This is a genomic window from Peribacillus sp. FSL K6-1552, assembly GCF_038005205.1.
In the GTDB taxonomy this organism is placed as follows: domain Bacteria; phylum Bacillota; class Bacilli; order Bacillales; family DSM-1321; genus Peribacillus; species Peribacillus butanolivorans.
The window spans coordinates 1,899,535-1,922,969 of the sequence record NZ_JBBOST010000001.1 but is presented as its reverse complement, the minus strand read 5'-3'; the positions used below and the strand labels follow the sequence as shown (position 1 = coordinate 1,922,969).

Genomic DNA, 23,435 nt, shown 5'->3' with positions numbered 1-23,435 from the left:
TGGATTAAATCATTATATGTGAAAGTAACTGAACTCAAGTTAAAACCAAACTATTCCTATTATGCACGAAAAAAACAAGCATTAACAGTAAAATGAATAAAATTTTCATTCATTCAATTATGTATATCCTAATCATTTATAAATAGAAAAAGACCCGGCTCCTGCCGAGTCCCAAGGACGAAGGCTTAGCCTAAAAATAGAACACGTCCAAATCATTTGATTAACATCAAAAAAGCGGGAAATTTCCCGCCTTCCTGAAAAAATTATCTACGTAGACCTAATTTGTTAATTAGTGTACGGTAACGAGTAACGTCTTTGTTACGTAGGTAAGTTAAAAGATTACGACGTTTACCTACCATTTTAAGAAGACCGCGACGTGAATGGTGGTCTTTTTTATGTGTGCGTAAGTGACCGTTCAAGTTGTTGATTTCTTCTGTTAATACTGCGATTTGAACTTCTGGAGATCCAGTGTCAGTATCGTGAGTTCTGAACTCAGCGATAAGTTCGTTTTTGCGTACTTGTGTAATAGCCATGTTATTATTCCTCCTAAAATTCTGTAAAATCACCTATTACCGAGCCAGCGTCGGAGTCTCGACTAGCCAAGCAATGGTTATTTTCATACATACAATAGAATACATGTTTTTCATTAAAATTGCAAGTATTGTCTATTGCTAACCGTTTATACTTTCAGTTTTGAAAAATAAACTAACGCATTTTGCTTATCTGTTTCAATCTGTGCGACTAACGCTTCAAGTCCAGAAAATTTCTGCTCACTTCTCAACCTAGTATGCCATTCAACCGAAACTTGATTGCCATAAATATCACCCGAGAACTCCAAAGCATGAACCTCTACGGTTGGATACTTCGGCTTTTCTTCATGGAACGTAGGTTTATAACCGACATTACAAACCCCATTATACCATTGGCCGTTTATATTAATCTTGACAGCATATACCCCAGCAGCTGGGAATATATAATCGTCACTTACTTCAATATTAGCAGTGGGGAAACCCAACTTCCTGCCTCGTTTTTCACCATGAACGACATGCCCTTTCGTTAAATAACGGCGGCCTGCCAAATGATAAAAGTCGGAAAAGTTACCGTTACTAAGTGTTTCTCTGATTCTGGTCGAACTTACCTTTTCATCTTCAAGTGTTTGTTTCGCAACAACCGTCTGCGTAAACCTTCCTTGTGCGTATACAGGCAAATCTTCCATCGATCCTTGACCGTAGCGGCCATATGAATAGTCAAAGCCGGCTACAACGTGACGGACATTCAGCCCGACAATATATTCGTCAACGAACTGTTCCGGCAACACCGAAGCAAATTCCTTGCTGAAATGAACGATAAACAGATAATCTATCTCCATCGATTCTATGATATCTATTTTATCTTCGAGTGGTGTAATATAGCGAATATTTTCCGTTTTCCTCCCCAATACTGCGGAAGGATGCGGGTCAAATGTCATGACTGCTGACTTAAGATTCATTTCATCGGCTTTTTGCTTGGCAGTTTGAATAACAATTTGATGCCCTTTATGTATGCCATCAAAAAATCCAAGCGCCATTACAAGCTCCGGAAAATCATCCGATTTAAATTGATGAGGATGCTCTATTGCGATCACTTTCACCTTTCAATCTCCTCTTTCCGACGGCAAAACGGTCTATAATTCTTGTGCCAAAACTTTTACAGGTTTAATTAATCCCTCTTTTGTCGGATGTATTTGATAAATGGCAATAGCCTTACCAGAAGGATCAACCATTACAAAAGGCTGACCTTTCTCAACAACAACATCCTTAGCCTGTTCCAATACCGCACCGTTAAGTACTTTCTTTGCTACTTTATCACTAATCTGAATTTTGGGCAAATGAAATAATCCTCGCTCTAAGGGCAGCAGAAACTCATCTGTTTGTCCGGTTTCCATGAATGCTTCCACCTCAGCGAATGTCATACAGTCTTCAAGCTTAAAACCAGCTGATTCAATCCGCGTTAGGTCTGACATATGTGCTGGAAATCCCAATTTTTCACCTATCATGACAGCAAGCGTTCTAATATATGTTCCTTTACTGCACTTAACACGAAAACGGAAAGAAATGGTTTCTCCTTTGAATTCAGAACGTTCATCGAGAAGGGTGATTTCGTAAATGGTAACCTCCCGTGTCGGTCGCTCCACTTCGATTCCGGCCCGAGCGTATTCATATAACTTTTTCCCGTTTACCTTAACAGCTGAAAACATCGGCGGAGTCTGTTCAATTTTCCCTGTTAATGATTCTAAAACTTCAAGAATTTGTTCACGCTGAATCACTTGAGTAATCCTTTTTTCAGCTACCTTATCGCCGCTTGCATCTTCCGTTGTCGTTGAAAAACCGAGGGTCACTTCCCCTTCATACGCTTTACCTGCTTCTGTCAAATATTCGGCGACTTTTGTTGCCCTACCGATACAAATCGGTAAAACCCCTGTGACATCAGGATCTAAAGTGCCTGTATGCCCAACCTTTTTTGTTTTTAATATCTTCCTTAATTTAAAAACACAATCATGGGATGTCAATCCCTTTGGTTTCCATAATGGTAGAATACCGTTCACACTTTCACCTCATTTTCTAAAAGCGGAAGCACCTCTGTTAACTTGCACAAACAATATGAACTTAAATTCGAAAGGTGTCTTTTGCTTTTTGCTACGTTTTCCTATCATTTCAAAAAAAAGAGATCGACTCCAAGAAGTGCAAAGCACTTATTGAGTCGACCTCCTTTTCTGCTTGCTTATTATTCGTCTTTTCCAGCCGGTTTTTCCTCTGAATTGATTTGTGAAATTAACGATTCGATTCGATTTCCGTAATCAACCGATTCATCAAATTCAAAAAACAGTTCCGGGGTTTTGCGAAGACGGATTCTTTGCCCAATTTCTGAACGCATAAATCCTTTTGCCTTTGCAAGGCCTTGAAGAGTTTTTTCCCGTTGTTCCTGATCACCCAACACGGAAATATAAACAGTTGCCTGTTGTAGATCGCCTGTAACGTCAACATCTGTTACTGTTACAAATCCGATTCTTGGATCTTTAATTTTTCGGCCGATAATTTCACTCAGCTCTTTTTTCATTTGTTCGCCAACACGATTTGCACGAAGGCTCATAATATCACCTCGCTAGCCTAAAGCCAGTCTATATCTGTTATTGTTCGCTCTATTTCCGGAAAAGAATCTAGAAATTTAAGGGCATTTTGAAGTTCTCTCTCAGTAGCCTTCCTTGAAGATGAAACGGTTACGATAGAAATCTTTGTTCGTTGCCATAGATCCTGAAAATCCGTTTCTGCTACCGATATATTGAACTTCTGTTTAAGCCGTGTCATAACACGCTGCAACACGGCTCGTTTTTCTTTCAAAGAATGGGTGTCATAGATGATGCACTCACATTGGACAGAGCCAACGATCATTTACGCTCTATCTCTTCCATTACATAAGCTTCAATTACGTCGCCTTCTTTAAGGTCATTGTAATTTTTAATGGTAATACCGCACTCATAGTTCGTTGCCACTTCTTTTACATCATCTTTAAAACGTTTCAATGCATCAATTTCACCTTCGTAAATGACGACACCTTCACGAATTAAGCGAATGCCGCTATCACGTGTGATTTTTCCTTCTGTAACATAAGAACCAGCGATCGTACCAACTTTAGATACTTTGAAAGTCGTACGAACTTCAGCCTGACCGATAATTTTTTCTTCAAATTCAGGGTCAAGCATCCCTTTCATAGCCGACTCGATCTCTTCGATAGCTTTATAAATGATACGGTGAAGGCGGACATCAACATTTTCTGATTCAGCCGCACGCTTCGCATTCACATCAGGACGGACGTTAAATCCGATGACGATTGCATTAGAAGCCGTAGCTAGGATAATGTCAGACTCTGTAATAGCCCCGACGCCAGTGTGAATAATTTTCACTTTTGCGCCTTCTACTTCTATTTTATTCAGGGAAGCGGCAACTGCTTCAGCAGAACCTTGAACATCCGCTTTTAAGATGATGTTCAATTCTTTAATTTCCCCTTCTTTCATTTGCTCGAACAATGTATCAAGCGTTACACGAGATTTTTCATTACGTTGTGAAGCAAGCTGTCTTTGCGCACGAACTTCCCCAACTTGACGGGCAGTTTTTTCATCTTCAAAGACGATGAAACGGTCCCCAGCCTGTGGAACTTCATTCAAACCTGTGATTTCAACCGGTGTAGAAGGACCTGCATCCTTAACACGACGGCCAAGGTCATTAAGCATTGCACGAACGCGGCCGAATGTATTACCAATAACGATTGGATCTCCGACTTTCAACGTTCCGTTTTGAATAAGCAACGTTGCTACAGAGCCGCGTCCTTTATCCAAACGTGCTTCGATAACCGTTCCGTTTGCTTTACGAGTTGGATTTGCTTTATATTCTTCTACTTCACTAACTAGTAGAATCATTTCCAACAAGCTATCGATTCCTTCGCCATTTTTAGCTGAAATAGGTACGAAAATTGTATCTCCGCCCCATGCTTCAGAAACTAAACCGTGCTCTGTCAATTCTTGCATAACGCGGTCTGGATTAGCGGCTTCTTTATCCATTTTATTAACAGCGACGATAATTGGAACCTCTGCTGCTTTAGCATGGTTAATCGCTTCAACCGTTTGAGGCATAACACCATCATCCGCTGCTACAACTAGGATTGTGATATCTGTAACCTGAGCTCCACGAGCACGCATTGTTGTAAACGCAGCATGTCCTGGTGTATCAAGGAATGTAATTTTTTTGTCGTTAACTTTAACTTGATAAGCACCGATATGCTGAGTGATTCCGCCTGCTTCGCCTTCAGTTACTTTCGTATGACGAATAGAATCAAGCAATGTCGTTTTACCATGGTCAACGTGTCCCATGATCGTTACAACAGCCGGACGTTCGATCAAATCTTCAGAAGCATCTTCAGTCACTAATGACTCAAGGTCAGTTAGATCAACACGAATCTCTTCTTCAGCCAATACACCGTATTCTGTACAGATTAATTCAATAGCATCTTTATCTAATGTTTGGTTAATTGTAGCCATCACACCAAGCATGAAAAGCTTTTTAATGATTTCAGACGGTTCACGGTGAAGTTTTTTACCAAGTTCCATAACAGTCAAAGACTCATAAAACGTAATTTTCTCTGGAAGTTCTCTTTCTTTACGTTTAGTAACAGGAGCCTGTGGTGCTTGTTGTCTTTGTTTATTATTTTTATTTCGGTTATTTCTACCTCTACTAAACTGTCCTGCTGGTTTTTTCGTACCTACAGGTTTAACGGGAGGTTTTTTCTTTAGCTTTTCTTTATTAACTGTACTCTTCTCATCTGCTTCAGCTTCGTATTTTGCAACCGTAGCGTTAGCTTTTGGTTCAGCAGCTGGGCTTTTATCTTCGCTTTTAGGCTTAATTGAATCGTTTAATTTATTTACAGTTGAATCGTCTAATGCTGTCATATGGTTTGTTACCTCTATATTCATTTCTTTAAGTTTAGTTATTACTTCCTTGCTTGAAACGTTCTTTTGTTTTGCATATTCATATACACGCAATTTTGTCATACGTTCACCCCCGTAAAATTTAATCGAGCAGCGTTCGGAGTTTTTGTGCAAAACCTTCATCCAGAACTGCGACGGCAACTCTAGCTTCCTTACCAATCGCATGGCCGAGCATAGACCTGCTTTCGACTCTTTTTAAAGGAACCTGATAAAATGCGCACTTATCAGATATTTTTTTTTCAGTGTTTTTTGAAGCGTCCGCGGATAAAATAACAACTTTGGCATTACCGCTTCTAATCTCTTTAACCACTAATTCTTCACCCGAAATTAGCTTGCGTGCTCGATTGGCCAAACCTAATAGAGACATCCATTGTTGTTGTTGGGTCATGGTGTTAGTATTTCTCCTTATTCACTAATTCAAGCAATTGTTCATAAAGGGAGGAATCGATTTGGGTACTAAGGTGATTAGCCAGCACATTTTTCTTTTTGGCCAGCTCGATAACATCCCGATCAAGAGTCAAATAAGCTCCCCTTCCCGATTTTTTTCCGGTCGGATCAAGGCTGACTTCCCCTTCTTTAGATCGAACGATACGTATGAGTTCTTTCTTCGGCTTCATTTCGCCTGTGGCCACACATTTACGCATCGGGATTTTTTTTCGGCTATTCATCTTTTTTCACCTCTAAATTTACTCGTTATCCTCTTCGAAATCTATATCCTCTTCATTCACATAGCTATCCCTGCTTAAAAGGAATTCCTGTTCTTCAACCGGGTAAATACCCGCTTCACGGGCTTCTGTTTCACTCTTGATATCAATTTTCCAACCAGTAAGTTTGGCAGCTAAGCGAGCATTTTGTCCACGCTTACCAATTGCAAGTGAAAGCTGATAGTCCGGAACGATTACAGTTGTCGCCTTTTCTTCTTCTTTTACGATAACTTCAAGTACTTTTGAAGGGCTTAAAGCATTCGCAACAAAGATAACCGGATTTTCCGACCATTTAACGATATCGATTTTTTCACCTTTTAATTCATTGACGATGGCCTGGACACGTTGTCCTTTTTGGCCTACGCAGGAACCGACCGGATCGACTTCTTCGTTTTCAGAGTGCACGGAGATTTTTGAACGGTCACCTGCTTCACGAGCAACTGACTTAATTTCTACTGTTCCATCAAAAATTTCAGGCACTTCGATTTCGAATAAACGTTTTAAAAGTCCAGGATGTGAACGGGATACAAAAATTTGCGGCCCCTTGGACGTCTTTTCAACTTTTGTGATAAAAACTTTAATACGATCATGAGGTTTATACTGCTCATTAGGCATTTGTTCATTGACTGGAAGCAATGCTTCGATTTTACCTAGACTCACATAGATAAATCGAGAATCCTGACGTTGAACAATCCCTGTCATGATATCCTCTTCGCGATCAATGAATTCAGCATAAATGATGCCGCGCTCTGCTTCACGCACTCTTTGAGTAACAACTTGCTTCGCTGTTTGTGCAGCAATGCGGCCGAAATCTTTTGGCGTTACTTCCATTTCGACAATATCCTCTAGCTGGTAGTTGGGATCAATCGCTCTTGCTTCTTCAACAGAAATTTCCAGACGTGAATCGAATACTTCATCTACAACGTCTTTTCTGGCAAATACACGCATTGTTCCTTTACCAAGATTCAAGTCGATACGCACATTTTGCGCTTGGTTAAAGTTACGACGATATGCCGATATAAGAGCAGCCTCAATCGCGTCGATTAAAACTTCCCTGGAAATTCCTTTTTCGTTTTCTAAAATATAGAGAGCATCCAATAACTCATTGCCCATGGTGATCCCCCTTACGGATATTTAATTATTGATTTGCTTGACTTAAGAGAAGGTAATCGCCAATCTTGCTTTAGCTACCTTTTCGTATGGAATGACGATTGTTTTCTTTCTTGTCTTGATTTTGATTTCAAGCGTCACTTCGTTCCCATCGAAGCTGGTTAAGATTCCTTCAAATTCTTTTTCATCTAAAATGGGCTCGTATGTTTTTATGTAAACATTTTTACCGATAGCATTAAGGAAATCTTTCTCTTTTTTCAGAGGCCTTTCAGCTCCGGGAGATGAAACTTCGAGAAAATAAATTTGTGGAATTGGATCAACTTCATCAAGCTTTTCACTGAGCTTTTCACTCGCTTTTCCGCAATCTTCAAGATCTACGCCTGTTTCTTTATCAATGTAAACTCGAAGGAACCAGCTTTTACCTTCCTTCACATACTCCACTTCAACTAATTCAAGCTGCAATTCTTCAAGAATTGGTAATGCTAATTCTTCTACAACTTCCGTTACCTTTTTACTCATTTGTTTCCTCCATACGTGCGTTGTATGCGCTTGGTTTCGGATTCAAAATAAATGGTCAATACAACACGAAAGAGTGGGTTTCCCCACTCTTGCCATTGGTTCCTCTTAGTATTTCCAATAAAAATATACCATAATCAAGATATTTATGCAAATATCATGTCTGTTTCTTCCTTTTTATCATCAGCTTCTCTTTTAAAATAAAGATAACTGATTTTGTTCAGGCAGAGACTCTAGACAGCCTTGTTTATCAAGGTATTCAAGAATCGTCTTGGATACTTTCCCTCGCTGTTGTAGGTCTTCTTTCGAAAGGAATTCTCCATTCTTACGTGCATTAACGATATTGATGGCCGCATTTGTTCCAAGACCTGGTATTGAATTGAATGGTGGAATCAACTTGTTACCTTCAATTATGAATTGGTCTGCACTAGATTTATACAAATCCACCTTAGCAAAGCTGTATCCGCGCTCACACATTTCTAAGGCAAGTTCAAGAACCGTCAATGTATTCTTTTCCTTAGTAGATGCATCCAATCCTTTTACATTGATTTCTTCAATCTTAGTTTTGATCGCCTGAGATCCCCGCGTCATCGCATCGATTTCAAAATCATCGGCACGAACTGTGAAATAAGCGGCATAATATAATAAAGGTAAATGCACTTTAAAATAAGCAATCCGGACAGCCATTAAAACATAAGCGGCAGCATGGGCTTTCGGGAACATGTATTTAATCTTTTTACATGAATCGATATACCATTCCGGCACCTCATTTTTTCTCATCTCTGCTTCGAATTCCTCGGAGAGCCCTTTCCCTTTACGTACTGATTCCATAATTTTAAACGCCAGAGAAGGATCGAGCCCTTGATAAATCAGATAGACCATAATATCATCCCGACAACCGATAACTTCGCTAAGTGTACATATTCGGTTGTGAATCAGCTCCTGAGCATTACTCAACCATACATCGGTACCATGAGATAATCCGGATATCTGGACAAGCTCGGAAAATGTTGTAGGTTTCGTGTCTTCAAGCATCTGCCTAACAAAACGCGTACCAAATTCGGGAATACCGAGCGTTCCAGTTTTACACATAATTTGATCTTCGGTTACTCCTAATGATTCGGTACTGCTGAATATTTTCATTACTTCAGGATCGTCTGTCGGAACCGTTTTTGGATCGATGCCGCTCAAATCCTGAAGCATTCTGATCACAGTCGGATCATCGTGACCAAGAATATCAAGTTTTAAAATATTATCGTGAATTGAATGGAAATCAAAGTGTGTCGTTTTCCACTCGGAAGTTCGGTCATCCGCTGGGAACTGAATAGGTGTGAAATCATAAATATCCATGTAATCCGGAACAACGATGATTCCACCTGGATGCTGTCCAGTAGTCCGTTTTACTCCTGTACATCCAGCAACAAGACGGTCAGTCTCAGCTCCCCGCATATGGATATTATTGTCGGTAGAATAACCTTTTACATAGCCATACGCCGTTTTTTCAGCTACCGTACCAATCGTTCCAGCGCGGTAAACATACTCTTCTCCAAACAAGACCTTAGTATAGTTATGTGCCTTCGGTTGATATTCACCGGAGAAGTTCAAGTCAATATCAGGAACCTTATCCCCTTTAAAGCCAAGGAAGGTTTCAAACGGGATATCATGTCCGTCTTTTGTATAAGCAATGCCGCAATCTGGACAGTCTTTATCTGGCAGGTCAAATCCAGAACCCACAGAACCGTCATTAAAGAATTCCGATTTTTTACACGTTGGACACACATAATGTGGCGGCAGCGGGTTTACCTCAGTAATTTCAGTCATCGTTGCAACGAACGAAGATCCCACCGACCCCCGTGATCCCACGAGATATCCATCATTCAAAGATTTTTTAACTAGTTTGTGAGAAATCAAATAAATAACGGCAAATCCATGGCCAATGATGCTTTTCAGTTCTTTTTCAAGACGGGCCTCTACGATTTCCGGCAGGTTCTCTCCGTATATCTTCCTTGCCATGCCGTAACTCATCTCACGCATCTCTTCTTCTGCGCCTTCAATTTTAGGCGTGTATAACTCATCCTTGATAGGCTTGATTTCATCTATCATATCAGCGATTTTATTCGTGTTAGTTACCACGACTTCTTTGGCTTTCTCAGAACCAAGGAATGAGAAGGCCCTCAGCATTTCATCAGTTGTCCGGAAATGTACATCCGGCAGCTTATGACGATTCAGCGGGTTCGCTCCACCTTGTGAATTCACAAGGATTTTACGGTAAATTTTGTCGTTTGGATCCAAATAATGAACATTCCCTGTGGCAACGACAGGCTTATCCAATTTCTCACCAAGCTTGACGATATTTGTGATGATTGTTTCTAACGATTTATCATCCCTGATATATTCAAGCTCAATCAAATGCTGGTATACTTCCTTCGGATGAATTTCAAGATAATCGTAAAATTCAGCGATATCTATGACTTCCTCAAAACCCTTTTGCATCATTCCTTCAAAAACTTCCCCTTTATCACATCCGGATCCAACGAGAATTCCTTCACGATACTTTTTAAGTTGGGAACGCGGTAACCGAGGTACACGATAATAATAATCAATATGTGATATCGAAATTAATTTAAAAAGGTTTTTTAAACCAGCCTGTGTTTGCGCAATCAGCGTACAATGGGACGGACGGGAACGCTGATAAGCATTTCCTTTACCCATATTGTCATTTAGCTGATCATGATGGGTAATGTCTTTTTCCATCGCATCCTTTAGCATCTTCAACATAAGGTAGCCTGTAGCTTCGGCATCATATATGGCCCTATGATGCTGGGTCAAATCGATATCGAACTTTTTACATAATGTATTTAAACGATGGTTTTTAAACTCCGGATATAAAAATCGGGCTAGTTCCAATGTGTCCAGAACTGGGTTCGCTGCCTTAGGATATCCCATGTTTTTATAACCTATATTCAAAAAGCCCATATCAAATGTCGCGTTATGAGCAACGAGTATGGCATCTCCTGCCCAATTTCTGAACTTTTCGAGTACTTCCGAGACTTCTGGAGCATTTTCTACAAGATCATCAGTGATTCCCGTCAAATCTATGGTCGTATTGGATAACGGATGATGAGGATTCGCAAATGACTCGAATCGATCAATAATGTCCCCGTCACGAATTTTTACTGCAGCAAATTCAATTATCGTATCATAAACGGCAGACAGGCCTGTCGTTTCTACATCAAACACGACATAGGTGGCATCAGCCAATGCAATATGCGCCTCATTATAGACAACCGGCACGCCGTCGTTTACAAGATTCACTTCGACGCCGTAAAGAATTTTAATGTCATTCTTTTTCCCGGCACTATAAGCTTCAGGGAATGATTGGGCACCTGCATGATCCGTGATGGCAACAGCCTTATGCCCCCACTTGGCTGCCTGGGCAATAAGGGCAGAAGTCGGTGTCACCGCATCCATAGAACTCATCGGAGTATGCATATGCAGTTCGACCCGCTTTTCCCCTTCAGGAGCCTTGTCCTGTCGACCCTGTTTAGAGATTTCATTTATATCATTTGCAATCATAACCAAATCCCGTACAAAGGTATCATTTTGAATGCTACCTTGAGCACGTACCCACATTCCCTTTTTCACACGGGCAAGAATTGCGGCATCTTCTTTATCACGTGAAAACATTTTGACTAATATTGAGCTGGTATAATCCGTGACTTTGAACGTCAGTAAGCTACGGCCACTGCGAAGCTCTCGGACTTCCGCATCAAATACGAAGCCCTCAATTGCAATTCTCCGCTCTTCATCGATAATCTGTTCAATTCTGCGGAAATCAGCATCTTCTTTAATCGTATAACCAATCTTAACAGGTCCTTCGTAGACGCCATCGTCTCCACCTTTTTCTGATTCTTTCTTCTGCATTTCCACTAGGGCAGCAAGTCCCTTTTCCGCGTCTTCCTTTTGTTTTTCTTCTAAAAACTTCTGATAATCAGGATTCGAAACTGTTTCCTTTACTTCCGCATCAAGAGTCAGTGGAGGGAAACCAAACGTTTGATAGATATTCGAAATGAGTCCAGAGTATTTTCGTTTCAACTGACTGGCCTCAGTATCATTTCGTGCACTTACGATAATTTTATATCCGTTTACTGTAGGCTCTTGCTCATTTAGTAGTGACAATAGAGCTGGAGACATGCCTTGAAGCTCGCCTATGCAGTTTTTCCAATACTCTTTAACTAATTGTTCGGTCACTTGCGGGTTAGCTACATTCAAAGTGAATGAGACCTTCGCAATATGGGCGAAGGTGCTTGCTAATTGAGTAGCAAGTCTTGTATGAACACTGCAAGGAATTAACGCAGGTATATTAAAGGCAAAATGCCATGTTTTGGACTCTCTGTCAATTGAGAGCTTATCAATTTCGGCACCAATGAAAAAGTTCACAAAGGCATCCTCAGTCAAGTCCATCTGCTGGAGCAAGAGTTGAAATCTCTCTCTACCGCTATTTGGATTTTGATCCATTTCCTCTCTCCCCTTATCTACTATCTCTTAAGATTTTATTCATTATTATTTCCACGCTAATATCAGTGGTTATTATAACATAACACGGACCTTTCACGAGTATCTAAATGTAGGAAAAGGAAAAGCATCATTCAATTGAATGATGCCTCCTTTCGCTATTTTTCAAAATAATTATCCTAATATTTCGCGAAGTTTTTGAGTTAGTTCAGCTCTTTCAATTTCAAGAACCTCACCAGTTTTACGGATTTTCACTTCGACAATTCCCTCTGAAGCCTTTTTACCGACTGTTACACGGACAGGAAGTCCAATTAAGTCTGAATCAGCAAATTTAACACCGGCACGTTCTTGACGATCATCCATCAGAACTTCCAAGCCTTGTATTTTAAAATCATTATACAATTCTTCTGAAAGTGCAGACTGCGCTTCATCCTTCATATTAATTGGAATCAAATGAACTTGGTATGGCGCTAAGTTCACTGGCCAAACCAATCCTTTTTCATCGTTGAATTGCTCGGCTACAGCTGCAAGTGTGCGAGATACACCAATTCCGTAACAACCCATGATCATCGGCTGTGATCGTCCATTTTCATCAAGGAAGGTCGCGTTCATCGCTTCGGAATATTTTGTCCCAAGCTTGAATACGTGACCAACCTCAATCCCTTTAGCAAATTGAATTTTTCCGTTTCCATCCGGTGATGGGTCACCCTCTTGAATAAAACGAAGATCCAAATAATTGGCTACATTAAAATCACGGTCTGGATTTACATTCACATAATGGTAGTCTTCATCATTTGCACCACAGATTCCATTGACCATTACTTCGATAGCAACATCCGCAATCACTTCTACGTCAGAAGTGACATTGATTGGTCCAAGAGAACCAATTGCACAGCCTAAAACCTCTTTCGTCTCGACTGGGTCTGCCATTTCTACGACTGATGCGTTATAGAAATTCTTCAACTTAATATCATTGACTTCATGATCACCGCGCACCAATACGAGCACATATTTTTCATCCACTTTAAACAACAACGATTTAATCAACTTCGTAGCATCCGTTTTTAAGAATGTTGCTACTTCCTCGATTGATTTTTGCCCAGGTGTATGAATTTTTTCAAGTGCACCCTGTGCTTCTGAACTTTTTTCATAGTTCACACTTACTGGTGCCATTTCAATATTAGCTGCATAATCAGACGTATCTGAATAGGCAATTGTATCTTCCCCTATTTCAGATAGGACCATGAATTCATGTGTATCTTTTCCACCCATCGCTCCTGAATCGGCAATGACCGCACGGAAATCAAGACCGCAGCGACTAAATACATTTGCATACGCCGCATATAATTTTTTATAAACAGCATCAAGGCTTTCTTGATTAGCATGGAAAGAATAAGCATCTTTCATGATAAATTCACGTCCACGCAACAATCCAAAGCGCGGCCTCTTTTCGTCACGGAATTTTGTTTGAATTTGGTATACTGTTAAAGGAAGACGCTTGTAAGACTTCACTTCATCACGAACTAGGCTTGTAATCACTTCTTCATGTGTGGCACCAAGCGCAAATTCACGGTTGTTGCGGTCCTTCAAACGCATCAACTCTGGACCATATGTATACCAGCGTCCAGATTCCTGCCAGAATTCCGCTTGTTGTAAAGCAGGCATTAATAGCTCAACTGCACCAGCATTATCCATCTCTTCCCGAACAATGGCTTCAACCTTTTGAAGCACCTTTTTCCCAAGCGGCATGAAACTATATACCCCACTGGAATTTTGTCTCATAAATCCTGCACGTAATAAAAGCTGATGACTTTTAATTTCTGCATCTGCAGGTACTTCTCTCAATGTAGGGATTAACGTCATACTTTGTTTCATATCTGCACCTCTTCAATAATTCCTTTAAATTAAACTGCCGCCACGGATAATTACATACCGTAGCTTTTATACGGTCATATAATACAAAAAAAGACTTTCTGAGATATTCAGAAAAGCTGATTTAATATACTCATTCTCGATTATACTTACGATTTACTTAGAAAACAAACTATTTCCCCAAAACGTTTAAAAAACTTAAGAAAATGGTGATTTCCATTCCCGTGATTAGAAACAGCCAACAGATAATTCTGCTGGCCTGTTATACCTTATTCGAACATGTTTTATAAGAAGAATCGCTGGATGTCATTCCAAGTAACGACAATCATTAACAACATCAGCAATGCAAACCCGATAAAGTGAACCATTCCTTCTTTTTGGCGGTCAATTGGTTTTCCTCTTAAGAATTCTACCACGAAGAATAGCAGTCTTCCTCCATCCAACGCTGGTAATGGAAGAAGGTTCATAATTCCTAGGTTAATGCTGAGCAGTCCTGCCCATTTCATCAACGTGAATATACCTTGTTTTGCAACTTCTTCTGTGGATTTATAGATTCCTACAGGGCCTGATAGACTGTCGATCGTAAAGCCGCCCGTTACAAGGTCACCAAGAATAATAAAGATCTGTTTTGTCCAAAAATATGTTTCGGTAAAACCGTATTGTATTGCTTTAATCGGTGCTTTTTCAACTGGAGGGTAGACACCGATAATTCCAATTTTCTTGCCATCTCTCTTCACTTCTTGAGGAACAACGGGTACTTCTAATGTTTTCCCGTCCCTATCAACGACAAACTCTATTTCTTGTCCAGGGTTTTTTTGTATGCTTTCCTGAACATCTCCCCAAGATGAGACTTCTGCTCCCTCAATCGATTGAATAACATCCCCAGATTTTAACCCGGCATTTATAGCCGAACCATCTGCAGTCAGTTCACCGAGTTTTGCTTCATCCACAACAACCCCTTGAAACAAACCAATCAACACAAAGATGACAAACGCCAAAACAAAGTTCATCGCTGGCCCAGCTACAATCGTAAGGAAGCGGTGTCCAAGCGACTTTGAGGCAAATTGTCGGTCATAAGGTGCAATCTGATTTTCTACACCATTTTCAACGATTACCGCTTCTTTATGAATGGTAAAGGTTTTTAACGTATCTTCCTCTCCCTCTTCATAACCTGTAAGAATCAGTTTGTGATCAAGGTCGATTACTTCTACTTCAACAAGCCGGATATCAGGATATTTATCTTTATTGTTCAAAATGATTTTTGTAACATACTCTTCATTATCAAAAATTAATCCAACGCGATAACCCGGCTTCAGCTCAATATTTTCAGCATCTTCGCCAGCCATACGCACATACCCACCTAGAGGAAGCAGGCGAATCGTATAAACGGTTTCCTTCTTTTTATACGTGAATACTTTTGGTCCGAAACCGATTGCGAACTCACGGCATAAAATTCCGGCACGCTTTGCAAACACTAAGTGTCCAAGCTCATGGAAAAATACAAGAGCACCGAAAATGATAATGAACGCTATAATCGTTTCTAAAGTCTGCATGTTCCGGTCACCTATCTTTCACTAAAGATTCTATATACTGCCTTGTCATTAAATCTACTTCCTGAATGGTTTCTAAATCCGGAAGTGTTATGACAGAATGCTGATTCAGCGCTTTTTCAATCAAAGTCTCAATTTCCAGGAATGATACCTTTCCAGATAAAAATGCAGCTACTGCTGCTTCATTGGCTGCATTCAACACCGTTGTCATTGTTCCGCCCATTTTACCTGCTTCATAGGCAAATTGCAAACAAGGATATCTGGTGAAATCCATATCGCTAAAATGAAGTTTCCCTGCATCAGCCAAGTTCAGACGTTTACGCCCCACGAGTGGCAGACGGTCTGGATAAGTAAGTGCATATTGAATCGGTACGCGCATATCGGGTGTGCCCAGTTGAGCAATCACACTGGAATCATGAAATTCAACCATGGAATGGATGATACTCTCCTTATGTAGCAATACATCAATTTTATCGTAAGGAAGATCGAATAGCCAGTGGGCTTCAATGACTTCCAACCCCTTATTCATCATCGAAGCGGAGTCTACCGTAATTTTAGCACCCATTGACCAGTTCGGATGGTTTAGGGCCTCTTCCACCGATACACCTTTCAATTCTTCTCGGGTACGATCCCGGAAGCTTCCGCCTGATGCAGTAATGACTAGACGTTCGATATTCTTTTCCTTTTCACCCTGTAACGCTTGGAAAATCGCTGAGTGCTCACTATCAACAGGGAGTAATCTAACTCCAGCTTTTTTAGCTTCATTTATGACCAAATGACCTGCAGTCACCAGTGTCTCCTTATTGGCGATTGCAATATCCTTTTTAGCCTTTATTGCCTGTAAAGTTGGATAGAGTCCTACGCTTCCGATGACGGCATTGACTAATATTGTAGCTTGATCATAAACAGCAACAGCGGTCAGTCCTTCATCTCCGTACATGAACTCGATATCTTTTTTGCTGAAGAATTCACTTTTTAAAACATGATAATCCTCTTTAGTCTGTACTGAAACAAGTTTCGGTTCAAACTCTTGTATGTAAGTTCTGACCAATTCTATATTTTTCCCAGCTGAAAGCGCCACTATTTTGAATTGATCAGGATGAGCCCTCACTACATCCGCTGTTTGTTGGCCAATCGAACCTGTTGCACCCAAAAGGCTGATATATTTCAAATTGTTCATCTCCTAATTTATATAACACTTGCCTATGCCTTTATTTGTATTATAATACATGCAATAAATGCAAAATCGGTAAAATAAATATCAAACTATCAAGCCTGTCCAAAATTCCTCCATGACCTGGAAGAAGCTTCCCTGAATCCTTTACCCCATAATGACGTTTATAAGCCGATTGAACGAGATCTCCCAATTGGCCGAAAATCGCAATGATTAAAGAAATCAATAACAATTGTAATAATGTATAGTCGAGGGAAGAGAAAACATAAAATAGCACACCCACTATCAACGCGGAGAATATCCCTCCGAAAAATCCCTCCACCGTTTTATTTGGACTGATTTCAGGCCATAACTTTCTTTTACCTAGTGACTTACCGATAAAGTATGCTCCTGAATCGGTTGCCCAAATCGTAAATAATGCAAGCAATATATATATCAGACCCAGACCCAACGAATCACGTGTTTCAAATAGATAGTAGAATCCCATGCCTAGGTATAGGATCGTGATCACTAAAAAGCCTGCGTCATCAAAAGTAAAACGATTTTTTGAAACGACTGTATAAAGAAGTAGCAGTAAAACGCCCATTAAGAAAATTTGGACTTTATCGTAATTAATATTGGCTAAAAAAGCGGTATTTTCATTGGGTAGTAAAAGTACCCACAACAAGATATGTGAAAGAATCGCTTCAAAAGAGACCACACGCATATTTTTCATTTTCATCAGTTCATACAAACCAATGGACGCTAGCAGATAAACCAGCAGTAAAAAGGGAATTCCCCCTAAAATAACTATTGGAATGAAGATAGCGGCAGCAACGACCGCCGTAATAATTCGCTGTTTCATTATTCCATTTTCCTCGCCTTCTACATTAAACGCCACCGAATCTTCGTGAACGCTTTTGATACTCCTCAACTGCCTGCAATAAATGCTCTTCACTAAAATCCGGCCATAATACATCTGTAAACCATAGCTCTGTATAAGCCGCCTGCCATAGCATGAAATTACTTAAACGGATTTCACCGCTTGTGCGAATCAGTAAATCTGGATCTGACAAATGCTTAGTCATTAAGTAACTTGTCAGTATTTCCTCCGAAACATTTTCCTTTATTATACCATTCTTAACATCATGAACGATGCTATTCACTGCGGTTACGATTTCTCCGCGGCTTCCGTAGTTTAGAGCAAAGTTTAAAATCATCCCATCATTATTCTTAGTATCTTCCATTGCCCGTTTAACGGCATTTTGAGTATGTGACGGGATGAGAGACAAGTCGCCAATCGTCTCTACTCTTACATTTTCAGAAATAAGCTCAGGTAAAAAGGTCCCGAGAAATTCCTGAGGAAGCTTCATTAAAAAGTCGACTTCACTTTTCGGACGTTTCCAATTTTCAGTGGAGAACGCATAGACGGTTAATGTTTTTACTCCTAATTTATTGGCTACTTTCGTAATTTTACGAACGGTTTTCATTCCTTCATGATGACCGGCCACGCGTGGCAGTGCACGCTTTTTGGCCCAACGGCCGTTTCCATCCATAATAATGGCAATATGTTGAGGAACATCAAACTTCTTAATATGCTGAATCCTATTTGTTACATCGGAAGAAGCATCTTTTTTAACGAAACGCTTCCATAGTGAATACATATGTTAGTCCCCCATTAGGTTGTACTTATCTCTCTACAAAGTTAAAAATATTCGCGCTCTATGTATATCAGCTTTCTGCGAAAAAGAACAGAATCTTTATTATAATATCAAAAAAAAACTTGTTCTCATATTATTATGAAAAAAAATTCTTAATTAGAAGTCAGAAGGGGAGAAATTATCACTTCTTTTTTCTAAATACAGTTTATCATTTGCAATGAAAAATACAAAAAAGGACCACCTCCAACGTTTGCATGCAGCTTACTAACTCAAGGCGTAATCATTATCGGAGAAACCTTATTATAACAGTTTTCTCTTTTTAGCACACCTATATGTTAGAACTAAGACATGACCAGTATGGATTCGGCCCTCTTTATTTTATATTTTAAGAAGAGATTATACTTCCAAAATTTCTTTTTCTTTATCTTTCGTAATCTCATCGATTTTCGTGATATTGCCATCAGTCATCTTTTGGATGTCATCAGCATAGCCGCGTAAATCATCTTCAGTGATTTCACCATTTTTTTCAAGTTTTTTCAAATCGTCATTACCATCGCGACGAACATTACGGACTGCTATTTTCGCTTCTTCCGCTTCTTTCTTGACAACCTTCACAAGCTCTTTTCTACGTTCTTCAGTTAACGCAGGAATGGCAATACGGATGATTGATCCATCATTGGAAGGATTTAAACCTAAGTCAGATTTCAAAATCGCTTTTTCAATCTCACCTAAGACGGTTTTGTCATAAGGCTGAATCACTAAAAGTCTAGCTTCCGGTACAGAAATACCAGCAACCTGATTAATCGGGGTTGGAGAACCATAATAATCAATAGATATTCTATCAAGCAACGAGGCATTCGCCCTGCCGGCACGGATGCTGGCTAATTCACGTGTGTAAGCTCCAATGGCTTTTTCCATTTTCGTTTTCGCATTTGAAATAACTTGTTTCGGCATCTTTTATTTCCCCCTTACAATTGTTCCAAGCGTTTCGCCTAAAACGGCTCGTTTAATATTACCTTTTTCCATAATCGAGAAGACAATCAATGGTATATCATTGTCCATGCAAAGTGAGGACGCAGTCGAATCCATTACTTCTAATCCCTCTTTAATCACATCAAGATAAGAAAGTTCATCATACTTCACAGCATTTTTGTCTTTAACCGGGTCAGCATTATAAACGCCATCCACATTATTCTTCGCCATCAAGATAACGTCAGCTTCAATTTCAGCTGCACGCAAGGCGGCAGTAGTATCCGTTGAAAAATAAGGATTACCTGTACCAGCTGCAAAAATTACAACTCTCTTTTTCTCAAGATGTCTGATCGCACGGCGTCTAATGTATGGTTCTGCCACTTGTCTCATCTCAATGGAAGTTTGGACGCGTGTTTCAATTCCAAGTTGATCAAGGCTATCTTGTAAAGCCAATGAGTTCATGACTGTAGCCAACATACCCATATAATCGGCATTAGCACGATCCATGCCCATTTCACTTCCGATTTTCCCGCGCCAAATGTTTCCGCCACCGACAACTACAGCAACTTCTACATCAAGTTCAGCTACTTCTTTAACTTGTTCAGCAATTGATTTAATTACTGCAGGGTTAATTCCAAATCCTTCGTCACCGGCTAATGCTTCGCCACTGAGTTTTAGTACAACACGTTTATATTTAGCGTTACTCATGAAAACCTCCAACTATGTAATCTTTTCGTTCGTTCATCCTGTTATTCTTGCTACCAAAAGTTCATGACATTTCAAAAAATAGGGAACACTAGAGTGTTCCCTATTCAATCATTTTCTTGCAATTAGTCTTTTTTAACTTGGTTCATTACTTCTTCAGCAAAGTTTTCTTGACGTTTTTCAAGACCTTCGCCTACTTCATAACGAACGAATGATTGGATTTTTCCACCTTTTGATTCTACGAATTGTCCAACTTTTTGATCTGGATTTTTAACGAAAGCTTGTTCGTTCACACAGATTTCTTCGTAGAATTTGTTGATACGTCCTTCAACCATTTTCGCAACGATTTTTTCTGGTTTGCCTTCATTAAGAGCTTGTTGTGTAAGAACTTCACGTTCGCGGTCTAGTTCGCTTGCATCCACTTGGTCACGTGAAATATATTTCGGGTTAATTGCAGCGATATGCATTGATACGCCTTTAGCTGCCTCTGCATCAGTTGTACCCTCAAGAACAGAAAGCACACTGATACGTCCACCCATGTGAAGGTATGCGCCAAATGCGTCATTATCTGTTTTTGTAACAACTTGGAAACGACGTAGAGTTAATTTTTCACCAATTTTAGCAACTGCTGCATTGATATGATCTGCAACTTTTGCTCCATTTTCCATTGTTTGCTCAAGAGCAATTTCAACGCTTTCAGGTTTGTTAGCAAGAAGGAATGCAGCCAATTCTTTAACAAGAGCTTGGAAGCCTTCGTTTTTAGCAACGAAATCTGTTTCTGAGTTCACTTCAAGGATAACTGCTTGGTTTCCTTCAACAACGATAGAAGTTAAACCTTCAGCAGCGATACGGTCTCCTTTATTAGCAGCTTTCGCAATTCCTTTTTCACGTAGGAAATCGATTGCTTTTTCCATATCACCTTCAGTTTGTACTAGCGCCTTTTTACAGTCCATCATGCCGGCACCAGTTTTTTCACGCAATTCTTTAACTAATTGTGCAGTGATTGCCATAATATTTATCCTCCTCAAATTAAATGCAGTTTATTCAGTCTTTACCCATTTTGCCAGATAATACCTGTTTTTATCAATAAAAACAACAAATTATAGCAAATTCTCAAAAAACCATCAACCGGTCAGTCTTATGGACAAAACCCTGATGTCATATTATCTTCATTCCCTGAAAATCAACCGTAACGTTTTTAAAAAAATTCGCACGGGATTTATGTATGCTTATTTAGTGCAAAAAAAAGGGATAAAAGGCATTATCCTCTTATCACCTTTTTTTCTTACTAATTAAGCAACCTTTTTTGCCTATTAAGCAGTTGTTGTTTCAGTTGCTGTTTCTTCGCCTTGTTTAGCTTCTAAGATAGCATCTGCCATTTTACCTGTTAATAATTTAACAGCACGGATTGCATCGTCATTCGCAGGAATAACTACATCGATTTCATCCGGATCACAGTTTGTATCAACGATACCAACAAGTGGAATGTGTAATTTGTGTGCTTCCGCAACAGCAATACGCTCTTTGCGAGGGTCGATAACGAAGATCGCATCTGGAAGAGTCTTCATATCTTTAATACCGCCTAAGAATTTCTCTAAGCGATCCCATTCTTTTTTAAGTTGGATAACTTCTTTTTTAGGAAGTACTTCGAAAGTTCCGTTTGCTTCCATTTTTTCGATATCTTTAAGACGAGTAATACGTTTTTGGATTGTTTCAAAGTTTGTTAAAGTTCCACCTAACCAACGTTGGTTTACATAGTACATACCAGAACGGATAGCTTCTTCTTTAACAGATTCTTGAGCTTGTTTTTTAGTACCAACGAAAAGAACAGTTCCACCGTTAGCAGCTAGTTCTTTAACGAAGTTATAAGCTTCCTCAACCTTTTTAACTGTTTTTTGAAGGTCGATGATGTAGATGCCGTTACGCTCAGTGAAGATATATTTCTTCATTTTCGGGTTCCAGCGACGTGTTTGGTGTCCGAAATGCACACCAGCTTCAAGCAATTGTTTCATAGAAATGACTGACATTTTAGTTCCTCCTAAATGGTTTTGTTTTTCCTCCGCACCGATCATTTTCATACAGAAACTGTCTAAACAGCACCATCTGCTAGAATCACGGGGCGTGTGTATTAACACCATTTCATAATATATCATAATGATACGACACAATCAAGCAAAAATTATCTATTCATGCGAAACTTTAATAAAAGTTCAATTTCTGTTTTGCCGCGATTTAATTTTTTTGCGATTTTTTCTATAGAATGGCCTTGATCCGCTAAAAATTCTACTTGTTCATTTAATGATAATTCATTTAATCCAACCTGTAACATGCCTGAAAATTCTTTTTCATACTCCTGGTTGGACAAAGAAGGGGCTTCTGAAGAAAGGTCCAATCTATCTTCCGATCTTAAGGGAAATCTATACTCCTCATTATCTTCTGGCTGTTTTTTATAGGCTTCGGCAGCTTGCTTTTTTGTTCCCATATGCCGCCCTTCTTTGTAATCGAGCAACATTTTTTTCTCTCGCTTGATTTCGTTATCTCTCGTGGAATTCTTCACTACCGCACGTTCTTGTTCTTCATGCTCACGCTTGGGTTTTAATGCAACTGAATTCGTAAAAGTCTTTACCAACGTCTCGTTATCTTCCTTCATTTCCATTAAATAACCAGACAAAAGTTCTTCCATCTCACTTATGATGGCTTTTTGGTCTTTTTCGAGCTTACTTAAACGATTTTGACGGAGATATAAAATGACAATGGCGAAAATGGTGAGTATGTTTAAAAGAAACAGTAGAAACATAAAAATTACTAACATGGTGCCTCCCCTTAACCCGAATAGTCAATCCTGATTCCTTTATACGGATGAGATTCTTTTTTCACTGTTGTTGTTTTTTTCTCTTATTTTCTTTCTGCCTATCTTTTTTAAGAAACTGCCATTTATCGGCATTCCCTTCTTTTTCATAAAAATGAGCGGGAAGCTTTTGTTCTTCACTTACTACAGTCTTTTGTTTCCGTTCTTGATTCTCTCGAACTTGATGGGCAGCATGATTTTGTTGGATTAAATTTTTTTGTTGATTTTGCTCTTGGATTTTCCCTGCATCTTGGGTTCTCGAAAGAGCAATTTGCATCTCGATCGCGTTAAAGCTCATGACAACCCACCCC

At 39.6% G+C, this 23,435-nt stretch carries 22 protein-coding genes; all 22 read right to left on the bottom strand.

Annotation, left to right across the window (positions count from 1 at the left end; translation table 11 throughout):
* Nucleotides 1-263 precede the first annotated feature (263 nt).
* Nucleotides 264-533 (bottom strand): 30S ribosomal protein S15, encoded by a 270-nt coding sequence (gene rpsO / locus NST21_RS09265; RefSeq protein WP_053345367.1) that lies wholly within the window; start codon nt 531-533, stop codon nt 264-266.
* Between the two features lie 146 nt (nt 534-679).
* On the bottom strand, nt 680-1,630 hold the full coding sequence (gene ribF, locus NST21_RS09260; protein ID WP_340888780.1) for a bifunctional riboflavin kinase/FAD synthetase: 951 nt from the start codon (nt 1,628-1,630) through the stop codon (nt 680-682).
* Between the two features lie 33 nt (nt 1,631-1,663).
* Nucleotides 1,664-2,584 (bottom strand): tRNA pseudouridine(55) synthase TruB, encoded by a 921-nt coding sequence (gene truB, locus NST21_RS09255; protein WP_340888779.1) that lies wholly within the window; start codon nt 2,582-2,584, stop codon nt 1,664-1,666.
* A 179-nt stretch (nt 2,585-2,763) separates the two neighbouring features.
* Nucleotides 2,764-3,129, bottom strand: coding sequence for a 30S ribosome-binding factor RbfA (gene rbfA / locus NST21_RS09250; RefSeq protein ID WP_053345364.1), 366 nt, complete (start codon nt 3,127-3,129; stop codon nt 2,764-2,766).
* Between the two features lie 17 nt (nt 3,130-3,146).
* Nucleotides 3,147-3,428, bottom strand: a complete 282-nt coding sequence (locus NST21_RS09245; protein ID WP_053345363.1) for a DUF503 domain-containing protein — start codon at nt 3,426-3,428, stop codon at nt 3,147-3,149.
* The gene (infB, locus tag NST21_RS09240) at nt 3,425-5,581 is read right to left on the bottom strand and encodes a translation initiation factor IF-2 (protein WP_056526848.1); all 2,157 of its coding nucleotides are present in this window, start codon (nt 5,579-5,581) and stop codon (nt 3,425-3,427) included. The genes NST21_RS09245 and infB overlap by 4 nt, the downstream gene beginning before the upstream one ends.
* 19 nt (nt 5,582-5,600) lie before the next feature.
* Nucleotides 5,601-5,906: a YlxQ family RNA-binding protein gene (locus NST21_RS09235; protein ID WP_056526846.1), complete on the bottom strand. Its 306-nt coding sequence runs from the start codon at nt 5,904-5,906 to the stop codon at nt 5,601-5,603.
* 4 nt (nt 5,907-5,910) lie between these two features.
* Entirely contained in the window at nt 5,911-6,186 is a 276-nt protein-coding gene (gene rnpM, locus NST21_RS09230; RefSeq protein ID WP_053345360.1) for an RNase P modulator RnpM, read from the bottom strand.
* Between the two features lie 18 nt (nt 6,187-6,204).
* A complete protein-coding gene (gene nusA, locus NST21_RS09225; protein ID WP_053345359.1) occupies nt 6,205-7,335 on the bottom strand; it encodes a transcription termination factor NusA in 1,131 nt (376 codons plus the stop codon).
* A gap of 42 nt (nt 7,336-7,377) precedes the next feature.
* A complete protein-coding gene (gene rimP, locus NST21_RS09220; protein ID WP_053345358.1) occupies nt 7,378-7,851 on the bottom strand; it encodes a ribosome maturation factor RimP in 474 nt (157 codons plus the stop codon).
* 192 nt (nt 7,852-8,043) lie between these two features.
* Complete coding sequence (locus NST21_RS09215) at nt 8,044-12,366, bottom strand: PolC-type DNA polymerase III (protein ID WP_340888778.1); 4,323 nt, start codon at nt 12,364-12,366, stop codon at nt 8,044-8,046.
* A gap of 171 nt (nt 12,367-12,537) precedes the next feature.
* On the bottom strand, nt 12,538-14,238 hold the full coding sequence (locus NST21_RS09210; RefSeq protein WP_340888777.1) for a proline--tRNA ligase: 1,701 nt from the start codon (nt 14,236-14,238) through the stop codon (nt 12,538-12,540).
* A 281-nt stretch (nt 14,239-14,519) separates the two neighbouring features.
* Nucleotides 14,520-15,788: an RIP metalloprotease RseP gene (rseP, locus tag NST21_RS09205; protein WP_201181405.1), complete on the bottom strand. Its 1,269-nt coding sequence runs from the start codon at nt 15,786-15,788 to the stop codon at nt 14,520-14,522.
* Nucleotides 15,789-15,795: 7 nt separating this feature from the next.
* Nucleotides 15,796-16,956, bottom strand: a complete 1,161-nt coding sequence (gene dxr, locus NST21_RS09200) for a 1-deoxy-D-xylulose-5-phosphate reductoisomerase (protein WP_340888776.1) — start codon at nt 16,954-16,956, stop codon at nt 15,796-15,798.
* Between the two features lie 49 nt (nt 16,957-17,005).
* Nucleotides 17,006-17,803: a phosphatidate cytidylyltransferase gene (locus tag NST21_RS09195; protein ID WP_056527103.1), complete on the bottom strand. Its 798-nt coding sequence runs from the start codon at nt 17,801-17,803 to the stop codon at nt 17,006-17,008.
* Between the two features lie 25 nt (nt 17,804-17,828).
* Entirely contained in the window at nt 17,829-18,602 is a 774-nt protein-coding gene (locus NST21_RS09190) for an isoprenyl transferase (RefSeq protein WP_056526832.1), read from the bottom strand.
* Between the two features lie 393 nt (nt 18,603-18,995).
* Nucleotides 18,996-19,553, bottom strand: coding sequence for a ribosome recycling factor (frr, locus tag NST21_RS09185; RefSeq protein ID WP_053345352.1), 558 nt, complete (start codon nt 19,551-19,553; stop codon nt 18,996-18,998).
* A 3-nt stretch (nt 19,554-19,556) separates the two neighbouring features.
* Nucleotides 19,557-20,279, bottom strand: a complete 723-nt coding sequence (gene pyrH, locus NST21_RS09180) for a UMP kinase (RefSeq protein ID WP_053345351.1) — start codon at nt 20,277-20,279, stop codon at nt 19,557-19,559.
* Between the two features lie 122 nt (nt 20,280-20,401).
* Nucleotides 20,402-21,286, bottom strand: coding sequence for a translation elongation factor Ts (gene tsf / locus NST21_RS09175; protein ID WP_056526827.1), 885 nt, complete (start codon nt 21,284-21,286; stop codon nt 20,402-20,404).
* A 303-nt stretch (nt 21,287-21,589) separates the two neighbouring features.
* Nucleotides 21,590-22,303 carry a 30S ribosomal protein S2 gene (gene rpsB / locus NST21_RS09170; protein ID WP_056526825.1) on the bottom strand — a complete coding sequence of 238 codons (714 nt, stop codon included), beginning with the start codon at nt 22,301-22,303 and terminating at the stop codon, nt 21,590-21,592.
* Nucleotides 22,304-22,455: 152 nt separating this feature from the next.
* Nucleotides 22,456-23,088, bottom strand: coding sequence for a hypothetical protein (locus NST21_RS09165; RefSeq protein WP_340888775.1), 633 nt, complete (start codon nt 23,086-23,088; stop codon nt 22,456-22,458).
* 61 nt (nt 23,089-23,149) lie between these two features.
* Nucleotides 23,150-23,422 carry a hypothetical protein gene (locus NST21_RS09160; RefSeq protein ID WP_340888774.1) on the bottom strand — a complete coding sequence of 91 codons (273 nt, stop codon included), beginning with the start codon at nt 23,420-23,422 and terminating at the stop codon, nt 23,150-23,152.
* Nucleotides 23,423-23,435 lie beyond the last annotated feature (13 nt).